At 62.5% G+C, this 15860-nt stretch carries 13 protein-coding genes; 1 reads left to right on the top strand and 12 read right to left on the bottom strand.

All coding sequences use genetic code 11. The features are described from left to right. Positions 1 to 35 precede the first annotated feature (35 nt). From SH602x_RS05320 to SH602x_RS05365, 10 genes are all read right to left on the bottom strand, one after another. Positions 36 to 914: an alpha/beta hydrolase family protein gene (locus tag SH602x_RS05320; RefSeq protein WP_479475804.1), complete on the bottom strand. Its 879-nt coding sequence runs from the start codon at positions 912 to 914 to the stop codon at positions 36 to 38. 557 nt (positions 915 to 1471) lie between these two features. Next, positions 1472 to 2644: a lysylphosphatidylglycerol synthase transmembrane domain-containing protein gene (locus tag SH602x_RS05325; protein ID WP_479475805.1), complete on the bottom strand. Its 1173-nt coding sequence runs from the start codon at positions 2642 to 2644 to the stop codon at positions 1472 to 1474. Positions 2645 to 2807: 163 nt separating this feature from the next. After that, a complete protein-coding gene (locus SH602x_RS05330; RefSeq protein ID WP_479475806.1) occupies positions 2808 to 3209 on the bottom strand; it encodes a carboxypeptidase-like regulatory domain-containing protein in 402 nt (133 codons plus the stop codon). A gap of 52 nt (positions 3210 to 3261) precedes the next feature. Next, complete coding sequence (locus SH602x_RS05335) at positions 3262 to 4248, bottom strand: DUF1559 family PulG-like putative transporter (protein WP_479475807.1); 987 nt, start codon at positions 4246 to 4248, stop codon at positions 3262 to 3264. Between the two features lie 862 nt (positions 4249 to 5110). After that, complete coding sequence (locus tag SH602x_RS05340; protein WP_479475808.1) at positions 5111 to 8638, bottom strand: hypothetical protein; 3528 nt, start codon at positions 8636 to 8638, stop codon at positions 5111 to 5113. Positions 8639 to 8765: 127 nt separating this feature from the next. Then, positions 8766 to 9608, bottom strand: a complete 843-nt coding sequence (locus tag SH602x_RS05345) for a sugar phosphate isomerase/epimerase family protein (protein ID WP_479475809.1) — start codon at positions 9606 to 9608, stop codon at positions 8766 to 8768. Continuing rightward, positions 9605 to 10375: an NAD-dependent epimerase/dehydratase family protein gene (locus tag SH602x_RS05350; RefSeq protein ID WP_479475810.1), complete on the bottom strand. Its 771-nt coding sequence runs from the start codon at positions 10373 to 10375 to the stop codon at positions 9605 to 9607. Before SH602x_RS05350 ends, SH602x_RS05345 begins: the two co-directional genes overlap by 4 nt. Then, the gene (locus tag SH602x_RS05355; RefSeq protein WP_479475811.1) at positions 10372 to 11232 is read right to left on the bottom strand and encodes a glycosyltransferase family 2 protein; all 861 of its coding nucleotides are present in this window, start codon (positions 11230 to 11232) and stop codon (positions 10372 to 10374) included. The genes SH602x_RS05350 and SH602x_RS05355 overlap by 4 nt, the downstream gene beginning before the upstream one ends. Continuing rightward, positions 11229 to 12221 (bottom strand): glycosyltransferase family protein, encoded by a 993-nt coding sequence (locus tag SH602x_RS05360; RefSeq protein WP_479475812.1) that lies wholly within the window; start codon positions 12219 to 12221, stop codon positions 11229 to 11231. Before SH602x_RS05360 ends, SH602x_RS05355 begins: the two co-directional genes overlap by 4 nt. A gap of 13 nt (positions 12222 to 12234) precedes the next feature. Next, on the bottom strand, positions 12235 to 13386 hold the full coding sequence (locus SH602x_RS05365; RefSeq protein ID WP_479475813.1) for an FAD-dependent oxidoreductase: 1152 nt from the start codon (positions 13384 to 13386) through the stop codon (positions 12235 to 12237). Between the two features lie 195 nt (positions 13387 to 13581). On the opposite strand from SH602x_RS05365, the gene SH602x_RS05370 reads away from it, so the two are divergent. Further along, positions 13582 to 13812: a hypothetical protein gene (locus tag SH602x_RS05370; protein WP_479475814.1), complete on the top strand. Its 231-nt coding sequence runs from the start codon at positions 13582 to 13584 to the stop codon at positions 13810 to 13812. Positions 13813 to 14701: 889 nt separating this feature from the next. Here SH602x_RS05370 and SH602x_RS05375 read toward each other — a convergent pair. After that, positions 14702 to 15316 carry a pyridoxamine 5'-phosphate oxidase family protein gene (locus SH602x_RS05375; protein ID WP_479475815.1) on the bottom strand — a complete coding sequence of 205 codons (615 nt, stop codon included), beginning with the start codon at positions 15314 to 15316 and terminating at the stop codon, positions 14702 to 14704. Between the two features lie 79 nt (positions 15317 to 15395). Further along, entirely contained in the window at positions 15396 to 15857 is a 462-nt protein-coding gene (locus SH602x_RS05380; protein WP_479475816.1) for a nuclear transport factor 2 family protein, read from the bottom strand. Between the last annotated feature and the right edge of the window lie 3 nt (positions 15858 to 15860).

Consider the following 15860-nt stretch of genomic DNA (forward strand, 5'->3'; position numbering starts at 1 on the left):
CAGGGGCGAAGAAATTCGCAGGTCCGAAGCGCCGACTATCGGGCGTGCTTCGCCAGCCAGCCGCGTGCCTGATCGCGGCGCTCGCTCTCTCGATGCATCCAGAGGTCGGTGTGCGGGTGGATCACCTTCCCCTCGGGGATGTCGAAAATCTCCGACACGGGAACGTGCAGAAACGTGACGTCCGCCAGGTCCGCATGTTCGCGAAGGAAGCCGGTCCCGATGCCGCAGGCGAGGACCGGCCGACCCTTCAGCCGGGCGAGACGGGCGAGGGCCGACTCGCGATCGTCCTCTGGATAGCCCCACTCCCGATCGCCGTCAAAGTGGTCGTGCGTAATCATCCCCTTCCAGAGCGACGCGATCTCGTCGTCGGCCAGGCCGATGTAGCTGCACGCGATCGCCCCGCGAGAGAACCCGCAGACGAACGTTCGCTCGGGGTCGCCGCCGAACGACCTGCAAATGCGAGGGACGTTCTTTTTGCAGTAGTCGATCGTCCGTTCGCGGTCGCCCCACCACGTGACGGCGTTCCGGGCGCCGTCTCGTTCGACGTACGGCAGCGAGACCCAGATGAAGCCTCGTCCGCCGGTCAGACCGTAGCCGAGGTTCGCGTCCTCGACCTCGCCGGTCGACCCGCACGCCGGAAACTTGTTGCCGGTGTATTCGACGATCACCGGGTACGTCCCGCCGGCCTTCCAGTCCGTCGGCAGGTAGAGGGCGTGGTAGACGTCGGTTCCTTCGTACTCCGGAGCCGTCAGGCGCACGCGTCGCCCCGCGGCAGGCTCCTCGTCGGTCATCGCGGGCGTCACGAGATCCGGGGTCGTCGGCCGCTCGTCCGCCCGAACGCTCGGCGACGCGAGTATCGCGCCGGCGAGGAGGACGGCGATTCGGAGCGATTCGGTTCGGTTCGTGCTGTTCACGCGGCGATTTCCTACGGCTGCGTCACGAACTCGCTGAGGTTCGACAGCATGCGACCGAGCGCAACCCGTGCGGCGAACTCCGCCTCTTCGGCGGGCTTTGCCCAGCTAACGCTTCGATCACTTCGCCAAGGCCGAGCGAAACGAGCCGTTGTTCGTCCTCCAGCGCCGCGACAGCTGCGCGATCCAACCCTTCCCGCGGAAACGTCGACTCGAGAGCCGCCTCGTCGGCAGCGACGTAGAACGAGTGCAAGATACGCCATCGGCTCCCGGCTCTGGGAAGATCCCGCTACATCGCGACGAAAGTCGCTCGGTTTTACAAGTCGATCGCAGGATAGTATCCGTTGACGGCGAGCAACGACGTGAAGCCGAGACCCCGAACCGTACATACGCCGTAAGTTCGCATGGATTATCTCGGTTCGGACGAAGGCGGAAGCGGACAACCTATCGGAACGCGATTTCGACGCCCTGGCGAGTGCGACTAACCGGCGCCGGAGCGATTTCCGGGGGCATGCAAAGCGAGTTTCGCGAGTGCGGCAACCGCCGAATCGAAAGCGCCGCTAACTCGATTCGGACGTCGCTGGAAGGAGATGGTCACGTTCGCTCTTCGCTTGAGCAAGCATCGTCTCCACCTGTCGCCGCCGGACGAGAAAGAAGTAAGCCCCGAGTACGGCGTACAGCACCGTCATCAGCCGATACGCGAAGGCGACCACGATCCCTTCGTGCGACTCCACGTTCGGGTCGCCGAAGACCTGGTACAGGTAAGCTAGTGCGACTTCGAACGCTCCAAGGCCCGCGGGGAGCGGTACGAGGGTCGCCAGCATCGCGACGGGCACGGCGACGAGGTGCTCCGACAGCGTCGGGTGGTCCCCTCCGAGCGCGACGGCCGTTACCCAGATGGTGACCGCAGCCCCCAGGTTGGTGATTACGCTGAGAAAGCTCGCGGCGAACGCGACCGACGGCATGGCCCGATACGTCCGAAGCGCTCCCAGAAGATCCATAGCCGTCCGCCCGACGAAGGGAATTCGGCCGACCTCGTCGAGCGCCGGATGCGCCAGCAAGGGCGTGGCCATAGCGAGGATGATGAGGAACGTAGCGACGACGCAAACGATCGAAGCGACGAATCCGATCGCGTGAAGCGGCTGAAAGGCCGGTTCGGCCAATTGATCTGCCTGCGTCGCTCGCAGGTAGAGGTAGCCGAACGCTGCGACGTAGAAAAGCGCGAGCAGTCCGATGGCTCGGTCCAGAATTACGGTCGCGATCGCTTCGGCCTTCCGATCGGGTCGATGTCGCGCGATGTAGTACGCTCGAACCGCATCCCCGCCGACGACGCCGACCGTGAAAAATGTGAAGAGGTGACCGATGAATCCCAACTCGAGAGCGTCTCGGGAACGGAACGGAATGCCGAGAGCTTTTACGAGAAGCTGCCAGCGGAGGAACGTGACGGCGGTCGCGACCAATCCGATCGCGAACGCCCCCACGAGCATTCCCCAGTCCACGGTCCGGGACTGGAGATCGCGCAAGCTGTCGTCCGTCCACGCCTGCCAGCCCAGGTAACCCAGCAGGCCGAACGATACCGCGTATTTCGCAATGAAAACGGCCCAGGACCGGGCCTCGTTCGACTTCAAGAGAGCGCTTGGAAATGGAGGTTCGAAGTTAGGCGACGATATAGGCCGCGATCGAGAACCGCACGACGCGTTCGGCGCCCGAGTTATGCCTCGGATGGACGTCAATTCGTTCGCTTACCAGCTCGATACGCGACCGTTCAGCATCGAGCTGCCGAGGAGTCGTCGCTCGCGACGAGGAGAAGCGTCAATGGTAATTGGGAGCTTTCCGCAAGTCGCTTTTATAAAGGCTTGCGTCGGAACGACGGCGCGTGCGTCCGGGCGCACTACGTCACTCCGCCGCGATCGTCAGTTCGTTCGGCTTCCCTTCGCCGACGTCGACTTTCAGTCCTGACGTAGCCGGCGACGTGTACTTCTTAGGAAACGGAAGCGGCGGCACAGGCGTACGAGTAGGGAGCCCGTTCGGCCCATGCGACAGTTCCTCCGACTTCGGAATGAGCGCCGCTCCGTAAGTGCCCTCGGGCACCTGGCCCATCCGGAACGTGCCGTTCTCGTCAACCGTGGCGGTGGCGACCACCCGGCCTGACGCGTCCGTCAAAGCCACCTGCGCGCCGGCGAGCGGGGCGCCATCGGAAGCGGCCGTACCGGTAACGCTGTGGCCCGCGCCGCCGCATCCGACGACGCCGGGCCAAAAGGCTAGACCGAGAAGCAGCAGCGAACGCCCGAACGTCATGAAGGACCGTTCCGCTTCCTGAGAGGAGAGGATCGCCTGTCGAAACCGAACCTCACGGAAGGCTGACCGCTTCGCCCAGACTGGCCGTCCCGCAGGACCGATAGACGTTCAGATCGATCGTCTCGGACAGAAACCGTACGCCTCCGTCGCCGAGGCAGAACTGTCCGCCTGCGGGATGGCGGCTCGCATAGCCGAGCGTAGCTTGCCACCAGTCCGGGTGCTGAGGTGCGCAGAAGACTCGATCCGCCTCCCAGTTACCGCTGTCGCGGCACGTCGCCTTGGCATTCAGCGGGATCGCCGTACTAGCCAAGCTAGAGTCGCCGTCGTACCCGGCGAAGAAGCCCCAGGCGTTGCGGTAGCCATGTCGCGGGATGGCCTCGCCGATCATGATGGTACTAGTCAAACCGTCCTGCACCGCCGAGAACGGTAGCCACGCAGGCCAGTTCATCAGGTCTCGCCTGTTACTGAGAATGCCGTTTCCTCCCACCCAGTGGTCAGCGGAGGGCTGGGCGAAGTTCGTCCCCGCGACTGAATAGGGAGCCATGTCGTAATTCGTTCCCAGACAGCCCTTATAATTGATGCGCGCCGCCGAGAAGGAATCTAACCCGTGATCTTTCGCGCCGTCGCTAGGGCAGACGAAGGTAGAAACTCGCTGCGCGGTGACCCACCCATTGCTAGGGTTGTTCGGGCGCATGGGATCGGACCCGTTCCGCGGGTCGATTCTCCCGTATGAATCGAAGTTGTACCGCTGGTCCGCCTGATCGTAGAGCGGCCCCTGCTCGAGCAGCGGGAGAAGCGGCGGCATCCAACATAGCGTTCTGATTTGGCGCTCGTCGAACCCCGTGGGCGGCAGCGTCTTGTGGATGTCATGGTAGTTATGCAGCGCGATCCCCAACTGCTTGAGGTTGTTGCCGCAGCTCATTCGGTTCGCCGCCTCGCGGGCCGCCTGAACTGCCGGCAACAGCAGCGCTATCAACACCCCGATGATCGCGATGACGACGAGAAGCTCGACGAGCGTAAAGGCCGGTCGACGGGACATGGCAGGCTTGCGGCTGGAACGTGCTAGTTCGACGATGCACACGAGTCCCGGCGATTGCCTTCCCGGAGGAACGTCAAAATCGGGACGTTCTGCATCGTTCATAGATTTTACGGCGCGAAGTCGAGGAGGCGCCGGTCAAACTCCGCCTTTGCCTAAATTCCCTGACCGTCCGAGCGGATTCAGCAGAGTTTTAATCGACCTTCGCAAGAGAAACGGACATCGGCCCTGCGACGAACGGCGTCCTCCTCGGTCTCAGATCGCCCGAACGTTGGGCGCCCTCTGGCGTTGGTCGCCGCGGGCCCCACGACGCGGCGCTGCTTCCGCTTCCAGTGTCCCGATCAGCGTCTTCGCGCGCGTGGGCCCAACGCCAACAGGCTGCTGCAAAAGGATCTTGTTTCTGCGGAGTCGGCGCCTCGGGGCCGCTCGCTTTTCGAAGACGATCGCTCGCAGGCTGCTGCGTGCGGCGGTCGCCGGCTTGGTTTTCGGTTCGCCGGATGACCTGCCCCCGAGTTCTGCTCCGCGCTTTATGAGAGTTGGGCCGGATGGGGATCGCAGTTCGCGGGAGCGAAGGCGTAGCCCGAGCGTACGCGAACTGCGAGCGTGCGAACGCCGCCGGGGCCACCTGCCCCAGACTGCCGGTCGGTCGCACTTGGTTGTAATCCTCCTGCCACGGCTTCGTCAGAGCGCACGACCTCGACGCCGGCCAGACGCTATCGCGTACCGAGTCGAAGGAAACGCAGTGCATCGCGGGCACGATCGGGCCAGGATCGGGCGATCGCGATGAACGATGGGAGCCGCGGCATCCTCGAATTCGCGACCGGCGTGCCAGGATTCGGCGCGTCGCCGAACCCTGCCTTCGGATTCAATCGCGAACGTACCAACTTGCTACGCGATCGGTCAGATTCAGCTCCTCGACGTCGCGTCTCTGGAATAGACGCGGGTTCTCGAGTTCGACCGAGCTGCCCGGCGGCAGCCCTTCGAACGCGATCTGGAGCTCGCGGATCTCGTCGCGCAGGACCCAACGGTGGGAGGCATCGAGCGGAATCAAGAGCGTTTCGGAAGCGGCTTGGAAAGCGAATCCGTCCGGGACTCTTTCCCTGCCAGGATGTCGCCAGCTGACCCGACAGGCGACAGGTCGATCCCAAGGGTTTCCGTCGGGTCCGAAGAATTCGGCGTCGATCGCGAGCACGCCTAGCTCTCGGCCGTTCACGGGGTTCTGGAAGGTCCACGTTAAGCTAGGCGCCGCTCCGTCGACCTTCCACCGATTCTCCTGGGAGGTCGGCGTCATGGCTTCCGCGTTCCGTACCGCCCCGGCGAACGCGTCCCCCTTGTCGACGAGCAACGGTCGCAGCGATTCGAACGAACGTCCCCAGACCGTCGGAATCATTCCGACGTCACGGATGAGCCATGCTCCGTCCCATCCTTGCACACGTTCATCACCGGAACCTTTGCCTAGTTCCCGCAACGTCATGCGGTGCGGAAAACCGTGCAAGGACGGGTCGAGTTTCGAGCCGCTGAGCGTGATCCGCAGGAACTCGCCGAGCGGCTCCACCTTCGTGATCTTCCGAATGTCGGACTTCGCCGTGACAATCCTCCGTCCCGGCTGAAGCAGCATCGCTTCAGGAGAAAATGGATCGATCAGCAGGGATGCTTCCTCGGTCGCCGTCAGAACTCCGTTCGTCCACCACTGGTCGTCGTGATCGATGATTCGCACACGGGGGGTCTTGCCGCCGTTCGCCCGCTCATCGAGTAGGGCGTCGGTCGCTTGTTCGAGTCGCTCGGGCAGAACGCCGTAGAGTTGCGATCCTGCGGGGACGGGGACATACGTTTCCAAGAGGTAGCGAAAGAGAAGGGGCGCCCGAAGCGGTACGCGGGGTTCGTTATGCGCGACTCCGCCGCCGAGCGCCACGAGCAGGGGAACGGGGTTCTTCTCCAGTTCGCGAATCGCGGCCAGTTGGTCAGGCGTCGCATGAGAGTTGACGAACGCCAGATTCCGCAGCGGTATCGGCTTATCCAGATAGTAGTAGAAGGCGCTGCTATTGCTCGCGTCGAGGAACGTTTCCCCGTCTTTCACGTAGAGGTCGAGGGCGTGGGAGAGTTGTCGGAGGCCGTAGCGTTGCTGGTCGAGAAAATCGCTGCGGCCGGTACGAGGAAACGCTGCCGTGACGGATCGCGCAGCAGCCGGCGCGAGGGCGACCAGGTCCGACGGCTTGTGCGTCAACGAATCGATCGGCGAAGGCGCAGGGGCGAGCGATGCGAACAGCAGAGTCGCAGCCGTAATCTCCGCCACGCGTCGTCGAGGAACGGCGACTGCGATCGCCGGAAGAAAGTAGCAGACCGCGACGAGACTGAGCCACCCAGTTTTGTCGAACCGGTTCGGCGCTAGGCGACCTGCGGCGTACGGGAGCAGCAGAAAGATCAAGAGCATCGCGACGAGCGCGTAAGCCGTGCTCGCCTTATTCGGCGTTCCTCCCCTCACGCGCAAGACCAGCGACCGTGCGACGACCGCAGTCGCCAGCATGAAGACCCCCATGAAGGCCCACCGCGTGATTTCGAACCCCGCTGCCGACGTTCCTGGCGGAAGCAGGGCCGGATCAATCGTTTCCCAGTTCGCGCTCCAGGCCATGTCGTTCAGCGAACGCTGAACCAGCAGGTACTGAGCGGTCTTCAGTACCATCGGCCCGAGCGGAGTGACGCACCAGAGGGCGAGAATCGCCGCGGTCGCGATCCCGCCGCGAATAAGCGCTCGTCGTCGATCCTCTCGGAGCGCACGAATCGCGGCGAACGCGGCTAGCGGGAAGATCGCGATAGCGCCCGCGACGCCGTGCGGCAGAGAGTAGAACGCCAGAATCGGACCGAGCGCCATGTAGCCGATGGCGAGCGTCAGATAGCGCTTCTTCAAAAGGAGTTGAACTGCGACGGAAATCGCGATCAACGTGACGAGCGTGCGCGAGGCATGGCTCGCCATGTAATAATCCGGCATCACCGCGAAAACGACGACCGCCGCGAGCCCGATTCCGAACTGTCTGCGAAAGACCGCTAACGCGGCGACGATCAAAACGCAATTGACGACCAGCAAGCCAGGCTGGATGACGTCGACGGAGTCATCGAAGAACAGCCTTCCCGCCACGACGGGGAGCGGATCGACCAACCCGTGCGTCGCGACGAAGTCGGCGAACGGAAGCATTCCGTGATCGAGCATCATGTACGCGGAAACAAGCAACTCACCCAGGTGATAATCGTCGGCGGCGCCGAGATACATTCCGCGAGGAAGCGCTAGAACGAGCACGGCCGCGATCGCCGGCGTCGCAATTAATCCGTCGATCCGAAGCTTATCGGCCCGCAAGGCCCTGACGCCCGCGATCAGCGTCCAGGCGACGCCGCCGATCGTGAACGTCAGCAATAACGCGATCATCGCCGCGCTCAGGGGGAACATGTGTTCCACGCGCGAACCGTCGGTGACGTGCGGCGGTATCATCAAAAAGAAGGCCGCAGGCAATCCGAGTTGGCTGACGACGACCCCGTACGCCAACGCGTTTCGCAGGAGTCGATCGCGATGTCCGATCGCCAACCACGTCGCCGCGACGGCCATCGATGCGACGGCGAACGCGGTCGCCATCAAGGCCTGAAGCGCGTCCGGCGTCACTGTCTGTTCGGCGTTAAGGACCAGACGGGCGTAAGCCGTCGCCGCCGCGCACGCCGTGAGCGCGACGAACGCCGGTATGAGCGTGGATAACCCGATCTGCTGCGCGAACGACTCGGTACGCAGCGACGCGAACTGAGGGCGCCGTAAGCCCGCGCAGACCGCGACAACCACTGCGTTCGCCGACAACGCCGCCACGATCGTCAGTTCGCTCACGCGGTCGACATGCAGATCGGGCATCGTCCCCATCAGCAGCTTTCCCACCGCGTAGACGGCGGGCAGAGCGCAGAGGGCGAGGAGGTTGTCGAACGCACGTTCCGCAGCGTGTCCGCGACGGATCGCCAAGAACGCTCCCGTCGCGACGCACACGGCGAGCCAGATGACGAATGCGGCGAGCGCTCCGTGGAGGAAAGCGTAGTCCCATACCTTCACCAAGTCGCCCCGCATGGGAGCGTCGCCGGCGATGAAATCAGGATAACGGTCGAAACGGTTTTGAGCCCAATCGCGCCATAGAGACGCGCCGAGGAAGCAGATCGCCAGCGACGACACGACCTTCTGCCAGGTCGGACCGAGCGCTTGCATCGCCGCGGACTGCAGGGGCGCGAAGGCGGCGTTCAGCTTTCGCCGAAGTTCGGCGGACGGCGACTGTCGAGCGACAGCGCGTTCGTCCGATTCCAGCGTCGGTATCGCTCGCGTTTCATCCAGACTGCCCGAATGTTTCTGCAAGCCGGTGGACTGCGTGGTCATCGAATTCTTACGTTGGGGAACTTACAAGAACCGGAGTACGAAGCTCCGGCCCTTCGCGGACGAGCTTCGCCAGTCGCCGAGCGAGATCGGGGGGCGTCTGAGAGGGGAGAGGTCGCTCCGCCGATCGCTAGGAAGGTGCGTCTCCGCGAGCTTCGGCCTGAGCTCCATAGACTTCTCGCGTGAAGTTCAGGCTGGCGATCAGGTCTTCCAGGGCGAAGCGTTCGGGCGTCTTCATCTCGATCGACGTCCACCCGTCGTAGGCGACCTCCTGGAGCGCCGAGGCGAATTTCGAGTGCTGCGAAGCGCCGTTCGTCAGCGGAGCGAGCATCGGTTCGCTGACGTGCACATGTACGAGGACGTCTCGCCCCATCCTTACCGCTTCCGCAGGATCGTCCCCAGCGAGTTGCATACAGCCTGCGCAAAGGTGCAAACCCACGCCTGGGTGATTCAGTTCGCGCACGAAGTCGATCGCCTCGCTTGCACAGGTCAGGTAATCTGCCCCGTAATCCGAGGGATTGGCTTCGATTCCGATTCGCACGCCATGCGCCTCGGCTGCGTCGCCCACGCCGCGGAAGAATTCCGCGGCGATCTGGTCCGCGGCTTCCTTCGTAAGTTCGCCGCGGTTCCGGTTGCGAGGCGACCCGAACACCAGCGTCTGCGCGCCGAGTTCCGCGGCCACGACGATGATGCGTTTCAGGAACTCAGCCGTCGCGAGTCGAGCCCCGCGGTCGCCGAAGAGTTGCAACTCCGGCTTGCCGAACAGCAGCGACTGCAGCGCGACCACGCGGAGTCCTAAGCCTTCGACTTTGCGTCGATACTCGCCCAGCGCCGAGCGCGGGACTTCCGCAGGCGCGGACCACAACTTGGTCGGCGCGACTTCCAAACCGGCGAAGCCCGCCTGCGGCAGGAGGGCCAGCGCTTCGTCGTCCAGATCGGCAGGCCACGCGATGTTGGAGATCGCTAGATTCATCGTCGCTCCGCTCTTTCCCGCTCGACGAACTTCTGCAGGTCCGTCAGCGTCGTTTCGCGATCGATGAAGTATCCCGCCGTTCCTCCGAAGTCCGAGGCGTGCCGGCTCCGGAAGTCGTACGTGGCCGGATTCGATTCGTGCCTCGCCAGCTGCGTTCCGAAAACCGTCGAGGCGATCTCGCCCATCGCCACGGGCTCCGTCGCGAGATTGACAAGCTCGAGCTCCGCGTCCAGAAAGCGATCGCAATCATCGGCCATGCGTCCGATGTCGTAGAACTGGTAGCGGCTCTCGGGATGGATGAGGTGAATCTGGTTGTCGTGCAGAAGGTCGTAGATCGCGTTCTTCTTCAGGCCGGCGCCGAATAGCGCGGGAAGTCTCAGGACGAGCCGTCGGTCGAAACGCTCGCCGACGAATCGTTCCAGCAGCAATCGATGGAGGCCGTAAGGATGGCAGCTCGTCTCCTCGATCGCGGTCGCTTCGTCGACGTCGCGAGGATCCGGATAGACGTCGACCGTCGAAGCCAGAACGAACGTCTCGGCTCGAACGGTCTCGAGCGTCGCGATCAGACGATCGAGGTTGCGGCGGTCCGCTTCAGGTTCTCGATTCGCGATCCACTTGGCGGCGGGCATCGCCGAACAGTAAACCGTCCGGAACGATCGCCCGCGAGCCTCTTCGAGGTTCCGAGAGTTAAAGAACGCGTCGAAGCTCCGCGAACGCGACAACGCGCCGCCGACGAACCCCGTGTATCCGAATAGCGCGTCGCTCATCCACGCTCTCCCGCCGTGTCGGAGGTCGTGTCGACGGGGTCGTACCCGCCGGTGCACGTTCGTATCAGTTTCTTCAGCACGTTAAGGTTTCCGCGAACGGGACTGATCTTGGTCGGAACTTTGCCTGTCGCGGGATAGACGCGCGCGACAGGAATCTCCAGCACCTTGAATCCTTTCTTCGCGGCCTGGATAGCGAGGTAGTAGTGCAGTTCGTACCCCTCGAATACGTCTCGGAACGTCGCAACGCGGGGGTCGCGAATAAAGCGTGCGCTGTACGCGCGAAAGCCGTTCGTCGTATCGGTGTACGGATAACCCGACGCCCAGCGCATTAGCGGAGCGTGGAGCAGCTTGACTCCGACCAGGCGACTGAACGGGAGATTCTCCGAGCGACCGCCTTCGATGAACCGAGAGCCCTGAGCGTGATCGACGCCGGACTCTAAGGCGTTTACGAATCGGGGAATCGCCTCGACGCCGTCCTTGCCGTTTCCGTCGATGACGATGACGCCCTCGTATCCGCGAGCCAACGCCCAAGCGAACGCCATCCGCATCTGCGTGCCGAGCTTCCCTGCGTCACGCTTCACCAGAAGCGAGTTGACGCCCAACGCTTGCAGCGCCTCGAGCGCCGTGGAGCCGTCGTCGCTGCCGCCGTCCGCTACGACGACGTCGACGTCGAAACCGCCGGACCGAATTCGCTCGAGTTGTTTCAACAGCTTCTGGCCCTCGTTGATGACGAAGACGCAGAGACAGTACCTCGATTCCTTCGTACGAAGTTCGTGCGCTTCGTACGTCGGAATTCCCGGCGATCGAGTTTCGATGGTCGCCGTTCGGGGCGATTGGGCGCGATCCTCTCCGCTCATCGCTCCTCCGCCTGCGGAAGATCCGCATCGGTCGTCACGTTTCGGCGGCGCTCGTCGATCATAACGGAGCTGTGATATTCACGCGCGACGTCATACTCGCGAAGGCCGTCGCGGTCTTCGGCGATTCTAACCATATACTCGCTGTAGACCGTCAGAATAAGAAACAGGAGCGTGAACTGACAGGACATGAACACGCTCAAGGAAGTCCACCCTTCGATCACGTCGTCGTTAAACAGCTTCAGGGAGAGCGCATAAACCGAAATCGCCACGCTCAGAAGACTGGCGAGCAGGCCCGTCAGGCCGACGATTCGGAGCGGCGCGAGCGAATAGTGCACGATGATCGTCGTCGCGTCTCTCACCCCTTGAAACACGCTTTTGCGATATCCCGCGCCAGGTGCGAACGAATAAACGTGCACGTCGGATCGCGAAAGCGCCCGAGACATGTCGACGAAAAGCAGCTTGATCCGGCGGCGTCGCGACATCAGAAGGTTGGCCCCTCGGCGGCTGATCGCCCGGAGCATCGTCGCATGTTTCGGTACGCGATACGGCACGAACGCTCGCACCGTCGTCCGGAATCCGACGCTGAACGGCAGATAAGCGAGACTGCGCGACGATCGGCAGACGCCGACGACCAGGTCGTTCCCTTTCAGCGCTTTGCTCGCGATCGCTGGAACGACCGCGGGCGGATCCGTGCGGGGATCGATGACCACGACGACGTCGCCAATCGCGTTTTCCAGGCCCGCAGCGCACTGCAGTTCCCGATCGGGAGCCTCGAACAGTTCGATGACTCGGACGTACGGCACTTCGCGGACGATCGACTGCATCATCGACGCCGACGTCTCCAGGATCGAGGCGTCGACGATGACGATCTCGTGGTCGTCGAACGTCTCCCGCAGCGTCGCGGAGAGATCGCGCACGAAGGCTCCGAATTCGGGACCTTCGTCTCGCGTCGGCAGCACCGCCGACAGAAAGCAATCCGACAGCTTCATTGATCCGGCCTGGTCAGACGCCCGAAGTGTAAGCCACGCCCTGGTCGGCTTCGATCGCTTCGACCACGTCGTAAACGCTGTCGATCTTCGCCCCCAACACGCAGTGAAGGTTGGCTAACCCCTGATTTCGCCGAAACAAGATCGGACGGCTGTCGTTCGCTTCGCTAGCAGGAAGAACAGTCTTGATCTCCCATAGGGAGTCGACGTACTCCGCGTCCTCCAGCGAGGGCATATAGCGACTCGCGTCCCGAATCATCCGACGCCAACTGGAGCGGCGAAGCGGCGAGTGCAAGATGCTCGCGGGGTCCACGCCTTCGGCGTCACGGTCTAGCCACGCGTAATGAGGCGTGTAGCGTACGTGACTCAGCGTATGCGCATCCCTTGCGGGAAACGGCAAGAAGGAAAAGAACGGCCCGCACATCACCGTCACGCCTAGGGATTCCAGGCTCGCGGGAATTCGCATCAGGCACATTTCAGCCAGTTCATGCTTCAGCGGAACCGTGGGCAGTTCCGAACGACGAAGCAGCGTGTTGAGCGCGGCATAAGTGCAGTTATAAATGTCTCTCGCGGCGACGATCCGAGGTCCGTCCGAAGTCGTTAAATGGACGGCTAGAAAGTCGTCAGAAAGCCGTTCCACGCGTTCGGCTGACGTCGAAGTCCAGATTTCAGCGCCCTGATCGTGGAGCCGTTCGAGCATCTTGTCGCGCAGCTTGATCGCGTCGAAAGCATGTTCCGTGGTCGAGAAGACTTCCTCGATCAGGTGATCGTTGAAATGGCGTTTGAAATCCCCGCTTGCGCGATCGCAACGGGCACCGATTCGGTCGCAGAAGAGCTTGAACTGCTTGGCAGTCAGATTGCCGAGAACGCTTCCGACCGCGTACAGACTCTCGTAGTCATCGACGATGCAATCGGAAAACTCCGCGACGAAGCGGGGAAAAGATGTCCGCGCACGGAGCGCCGTGAGGACGCTTCTTGGATAGTGGTAGCCGTTGTGAACCCGCGCTTGATTGGAAAACGAAGCGCGTGCCATCGCCACAGGGCCGGCTTCGACCGTCAGAACGCTCCGACCTTTTCGAGCGAAGTAGTCTGCGATATACAGGCCGAAAAAGCCGCCGCCGACGACGACGACGTCGTACTGCCGCTCAGCTACTGAACAAACCATCATACGACCAAGGAGGGGCGACGCCGAAGCAGCGAAGGCGGCAGTAGGCGATCGAAGACGCTCTCTAGGGCGAGTTTATTTCACGCATTCAGCTTCGGAGTCAGAATTCCAGAATTCGTCGGCAGCGTCGACCCCGCCGAGATTCGATCAGCGAAATGCGTCCGACCCCGAAGATGCTCCGTTCTGGAGCGGATCGGGATGGACTACGAGACGGCAGACGGCATCGCCGACTTCCACGCCGCCGGCCGGCACAGCCGCATCACCGGCCTCGTCCGCTCCGGGGTGAGCGTTCCGGAGGCTCAGAAACCGGCCCGGCACACCGACGTCAACATGAAGATGCGCTACACGCACATCGGTCTGGAGGAACAGGCGAAAGCGATCGAGCGCCTGAGCTGGCAGCGGATTTGGCAGCGGAAAAAGCGTCGCTGAGGGGCAGAATCCGTCACCTTCTGACAGCGACGAGTAGGAACCGAGCGAAGTCCAAAAACGCAGAAACCCCTGCCCGAGCAGACGAAGAGGTCGATTCGGGTGGCGTCGCCGAACGAGCCGTGACGGGATAGCCGCGGCTCGCCCAAGTCATTGCCGTCGGCAGCCGGCGAGTTCGACCGCGCGCGGCACGACGTACTTGTTCTTGCACTCGATGGCGTAGCACGTGACGAGGCGCTTCCGTCCGTCGACGTGACGGTACGCAATCCAGCCGGGTGCCTCCCGGTCCTGCCAGACGCCCCTATCGCTGATTTCGCCAAAGTGGGTGATCTGGCACATGCCGGCGTCGGCGTAGCAGATCGTGTTGAAATTGAGGTTGGTCGGCCTTCCGCGACCAGCCGTCTGTATATCCTCCAGGGCCGTCCAATTTCGGCCTTTCGGCTCTTGAGTACCAATCAGGAGTGGCCCGCGATCTATATTCGCGTTCCAAGCGTTGACGCCGGTAAGAGACTGTCATCACCACGATCGCCCTCGCCACCCGCCGCCTCGCAAAGACAGAGGGAGTTCGAAGACAGTCTCTGTAGCCGGATGAGAACCTGCGGCGTTTCAACCTCGAACGGCGGGTGACCACCATCAGCGCCGCGTATTTCTGCGAGACAGGCAGTCTTTTTAGAATGTCGTCCCGCGACTGCTGGACCAAGGCGTGATGACAGGCAGCGAGGTGCGAGCCGCCTGGGATCAGATGAAAGCCCGCGAAGCGGAGTCCAACCGAAGGTGGTTACGGACTCAATCTCGGCGAGATCGTCCCGAGCATCCTGAAAGCCTCGGCAAGAACTTCATGATCCCCCGCGAGCATTGAGTGTGAGGGGGCGAGTCGTTCGATTTTCGTGAATTAGTTGTGCAGCTCATTCGTCAGCCGTCGCACTTCAGCTTCCAACTCGGCGATCCTGCCTTGCATTTGTTCGATGACAGGAGCGACTTGCTGTTGCGAGAAGCGTTTGTGGATGTGCTGGGGGCAGTTCACGTCCCACGCTTCGACTTGGAAAAGGATGGCTCGCTCAACTTTCCCCGGATACGCAGGTTCGCGCAATCGGTCGAGCAAGTCCGGATCGTCCTCCACCACGCGGGCATTCCCCCAGACCTTGATGCGGCGGCTGCGGGCGTAGTCCATCAGGAAGATGAACGCCTTTGAGTTCTCGGACAGGTTGCCGAGCGTGATGTATTGCCGATTTCCTCCGAAGTCGGCAAAGCCCAGCGTCTTCTCGTCTACCTTTTTCAGGAAGCCCGGCGAGCCGCCCCGGTACTGAATGTAAGGCTGAAATTCGGCGTTCGCCGTTCCCAGATAGAACATATCCAGTTCCGCGAGGAAGGCTTCCAATTCCGGAGTGACTGTCGTTTCCCAGCTCCCGCCGGATTCCATCCGGGCGTAGCCGGAACGGGAACCCTTCTCGGTCTGAATGGCCTTCACCGAGGGGGTGAAGGCGGTGTCGCTGGCGAATGTGCGCATCGCAAAGGTCCTCCAAACTGGCAGTTGTTTCGCTCGCATCCAGCCGTCGACATCCTGGCTGTGTCGTGAGCGGGGACATTCATCTGACGTCCGAAATCCCGGCGTCATTGACTGGTCGCGGGCCGGGAGCAGGCCAGCGGAACTTCCGGTCGCATTCCTGAATTGGCACGTCGTTGATGCTGGCCTCTCGCCGCCGCATCAGCCCGTCTTCGTCAAACTCCCACAGCTCATTGCCATAGGCCCTGAACCATCGGCCTGACTGATCGTGATATTCGTACTGGAAGCGAACCGCAATGCGATTGTCTCCGAAGCTCCACAGCGATTTGGTGAGACGGTAGTCGAGTTCCCGTTCCCATTTTCCGGTCAGGAAGGCTTGAATCTGGTCCCGGCCGCGCAGGAATTGATCGCGATTGCGCCACTCGGAGGCTTCCGAGTAAGCGAGCGCAACACGGTGCGGGTCACGGCTATTCCACGCATCCTCGGCGGCCCGCACCTTGGCCGTGGCGGATTCCAGTGTGAAGAGTGGTCGGATGGAGACCATGAC

The organism is Lignipirellula cremea (assembly GCF_056501455.1).

What these genes read in the sequence shown, in the direction of transcription:
- SH602x_RS05330 (WP_479475806.1), bottom strand. Translation starts at nt 3,209, where the DNA reads ATGACGTTCGGGCGTTCGCTGCTGCTTCTCGGTCTAGCCTTTTGGCCC.
- SH602x_RS05335 (WP_479475807.1), bottom strand. Translation starts at nt 4,248, where the DNA reads ATGTCCCGTCGACCGGCCTTTACGCTCGTCGAGCTTCTCGTCGTCATC.
- SH602x_RS05340 (WP_479475808.1), bottom strand. Translation starts at nt 8,638, where the DNA reads ATGACCACGCAGTCCACCGGCTTGCAGAAACATTCGGGCAGTCTGGAT.
- SH602x_RS05345 (WP_479475809.1), bottom strand. Translation starts at nt 9,608, where the DNA reads ATGAATCTAGCGATCTCCAACATCGCGTGGCCTGCCGATCTGGACGAC.
- SH602x_RS05350 (WP_479475810.1), bottom strand. Translation starts at nt 10,375, where the DNA reads ATGAGCGACGCGCTATTCGGATACACGGGGTTCGTCGGCGGCGCGTTG.
- SH602x_RS05355 (WP_479475811.1), bottom strand. Translation starts at nt 11,232, where the DNA reads ATGAGCGGAGAGGATCGCGCCCAATCGCCCCGAACGGCGACCATCGAA.
- SH602x_RS05360 (WP_479475812.1), bottom strand. Translation starts at nt 12,221, where the DNA reads ATGAAGCTGTCGGATTGCTTTCTGTCGGCGGTGCTGCCGACGCGAGAC.
- SH602x_RS05365 (WP_479475813.1), bottom strand. Translation starts at nt 13,386, where the DNA reads ATGATGGTTTGTTCAGTAGCTGAGCGGCAGTACGACGTCGTCGTCGTC.
- SH602x_RS05370 (WP_479475814.1), top strand. Translation starts at nt 13,582, where the DNA reads ATGGACTACGAGACGGCAGACGGCATCGCCGACTTCCACGCCGCCGGC.
- SH602x_RS05375 (WP_479475815.1), bottom strand. Translation starts at nt 15,316, where the DNA reads ATGCGCACATTCGCCAGCGACACCGCCTTCACCCCCTCGGTGAAGGCC.
- SH602x_RS05380 (WP_479475816.1), bottom strand. Translation starts at nt 15,857, where the DNA reads ATGGTCTCCATCCGACCACTCTTCACACTGGAATCCGCCACGGCCAAG.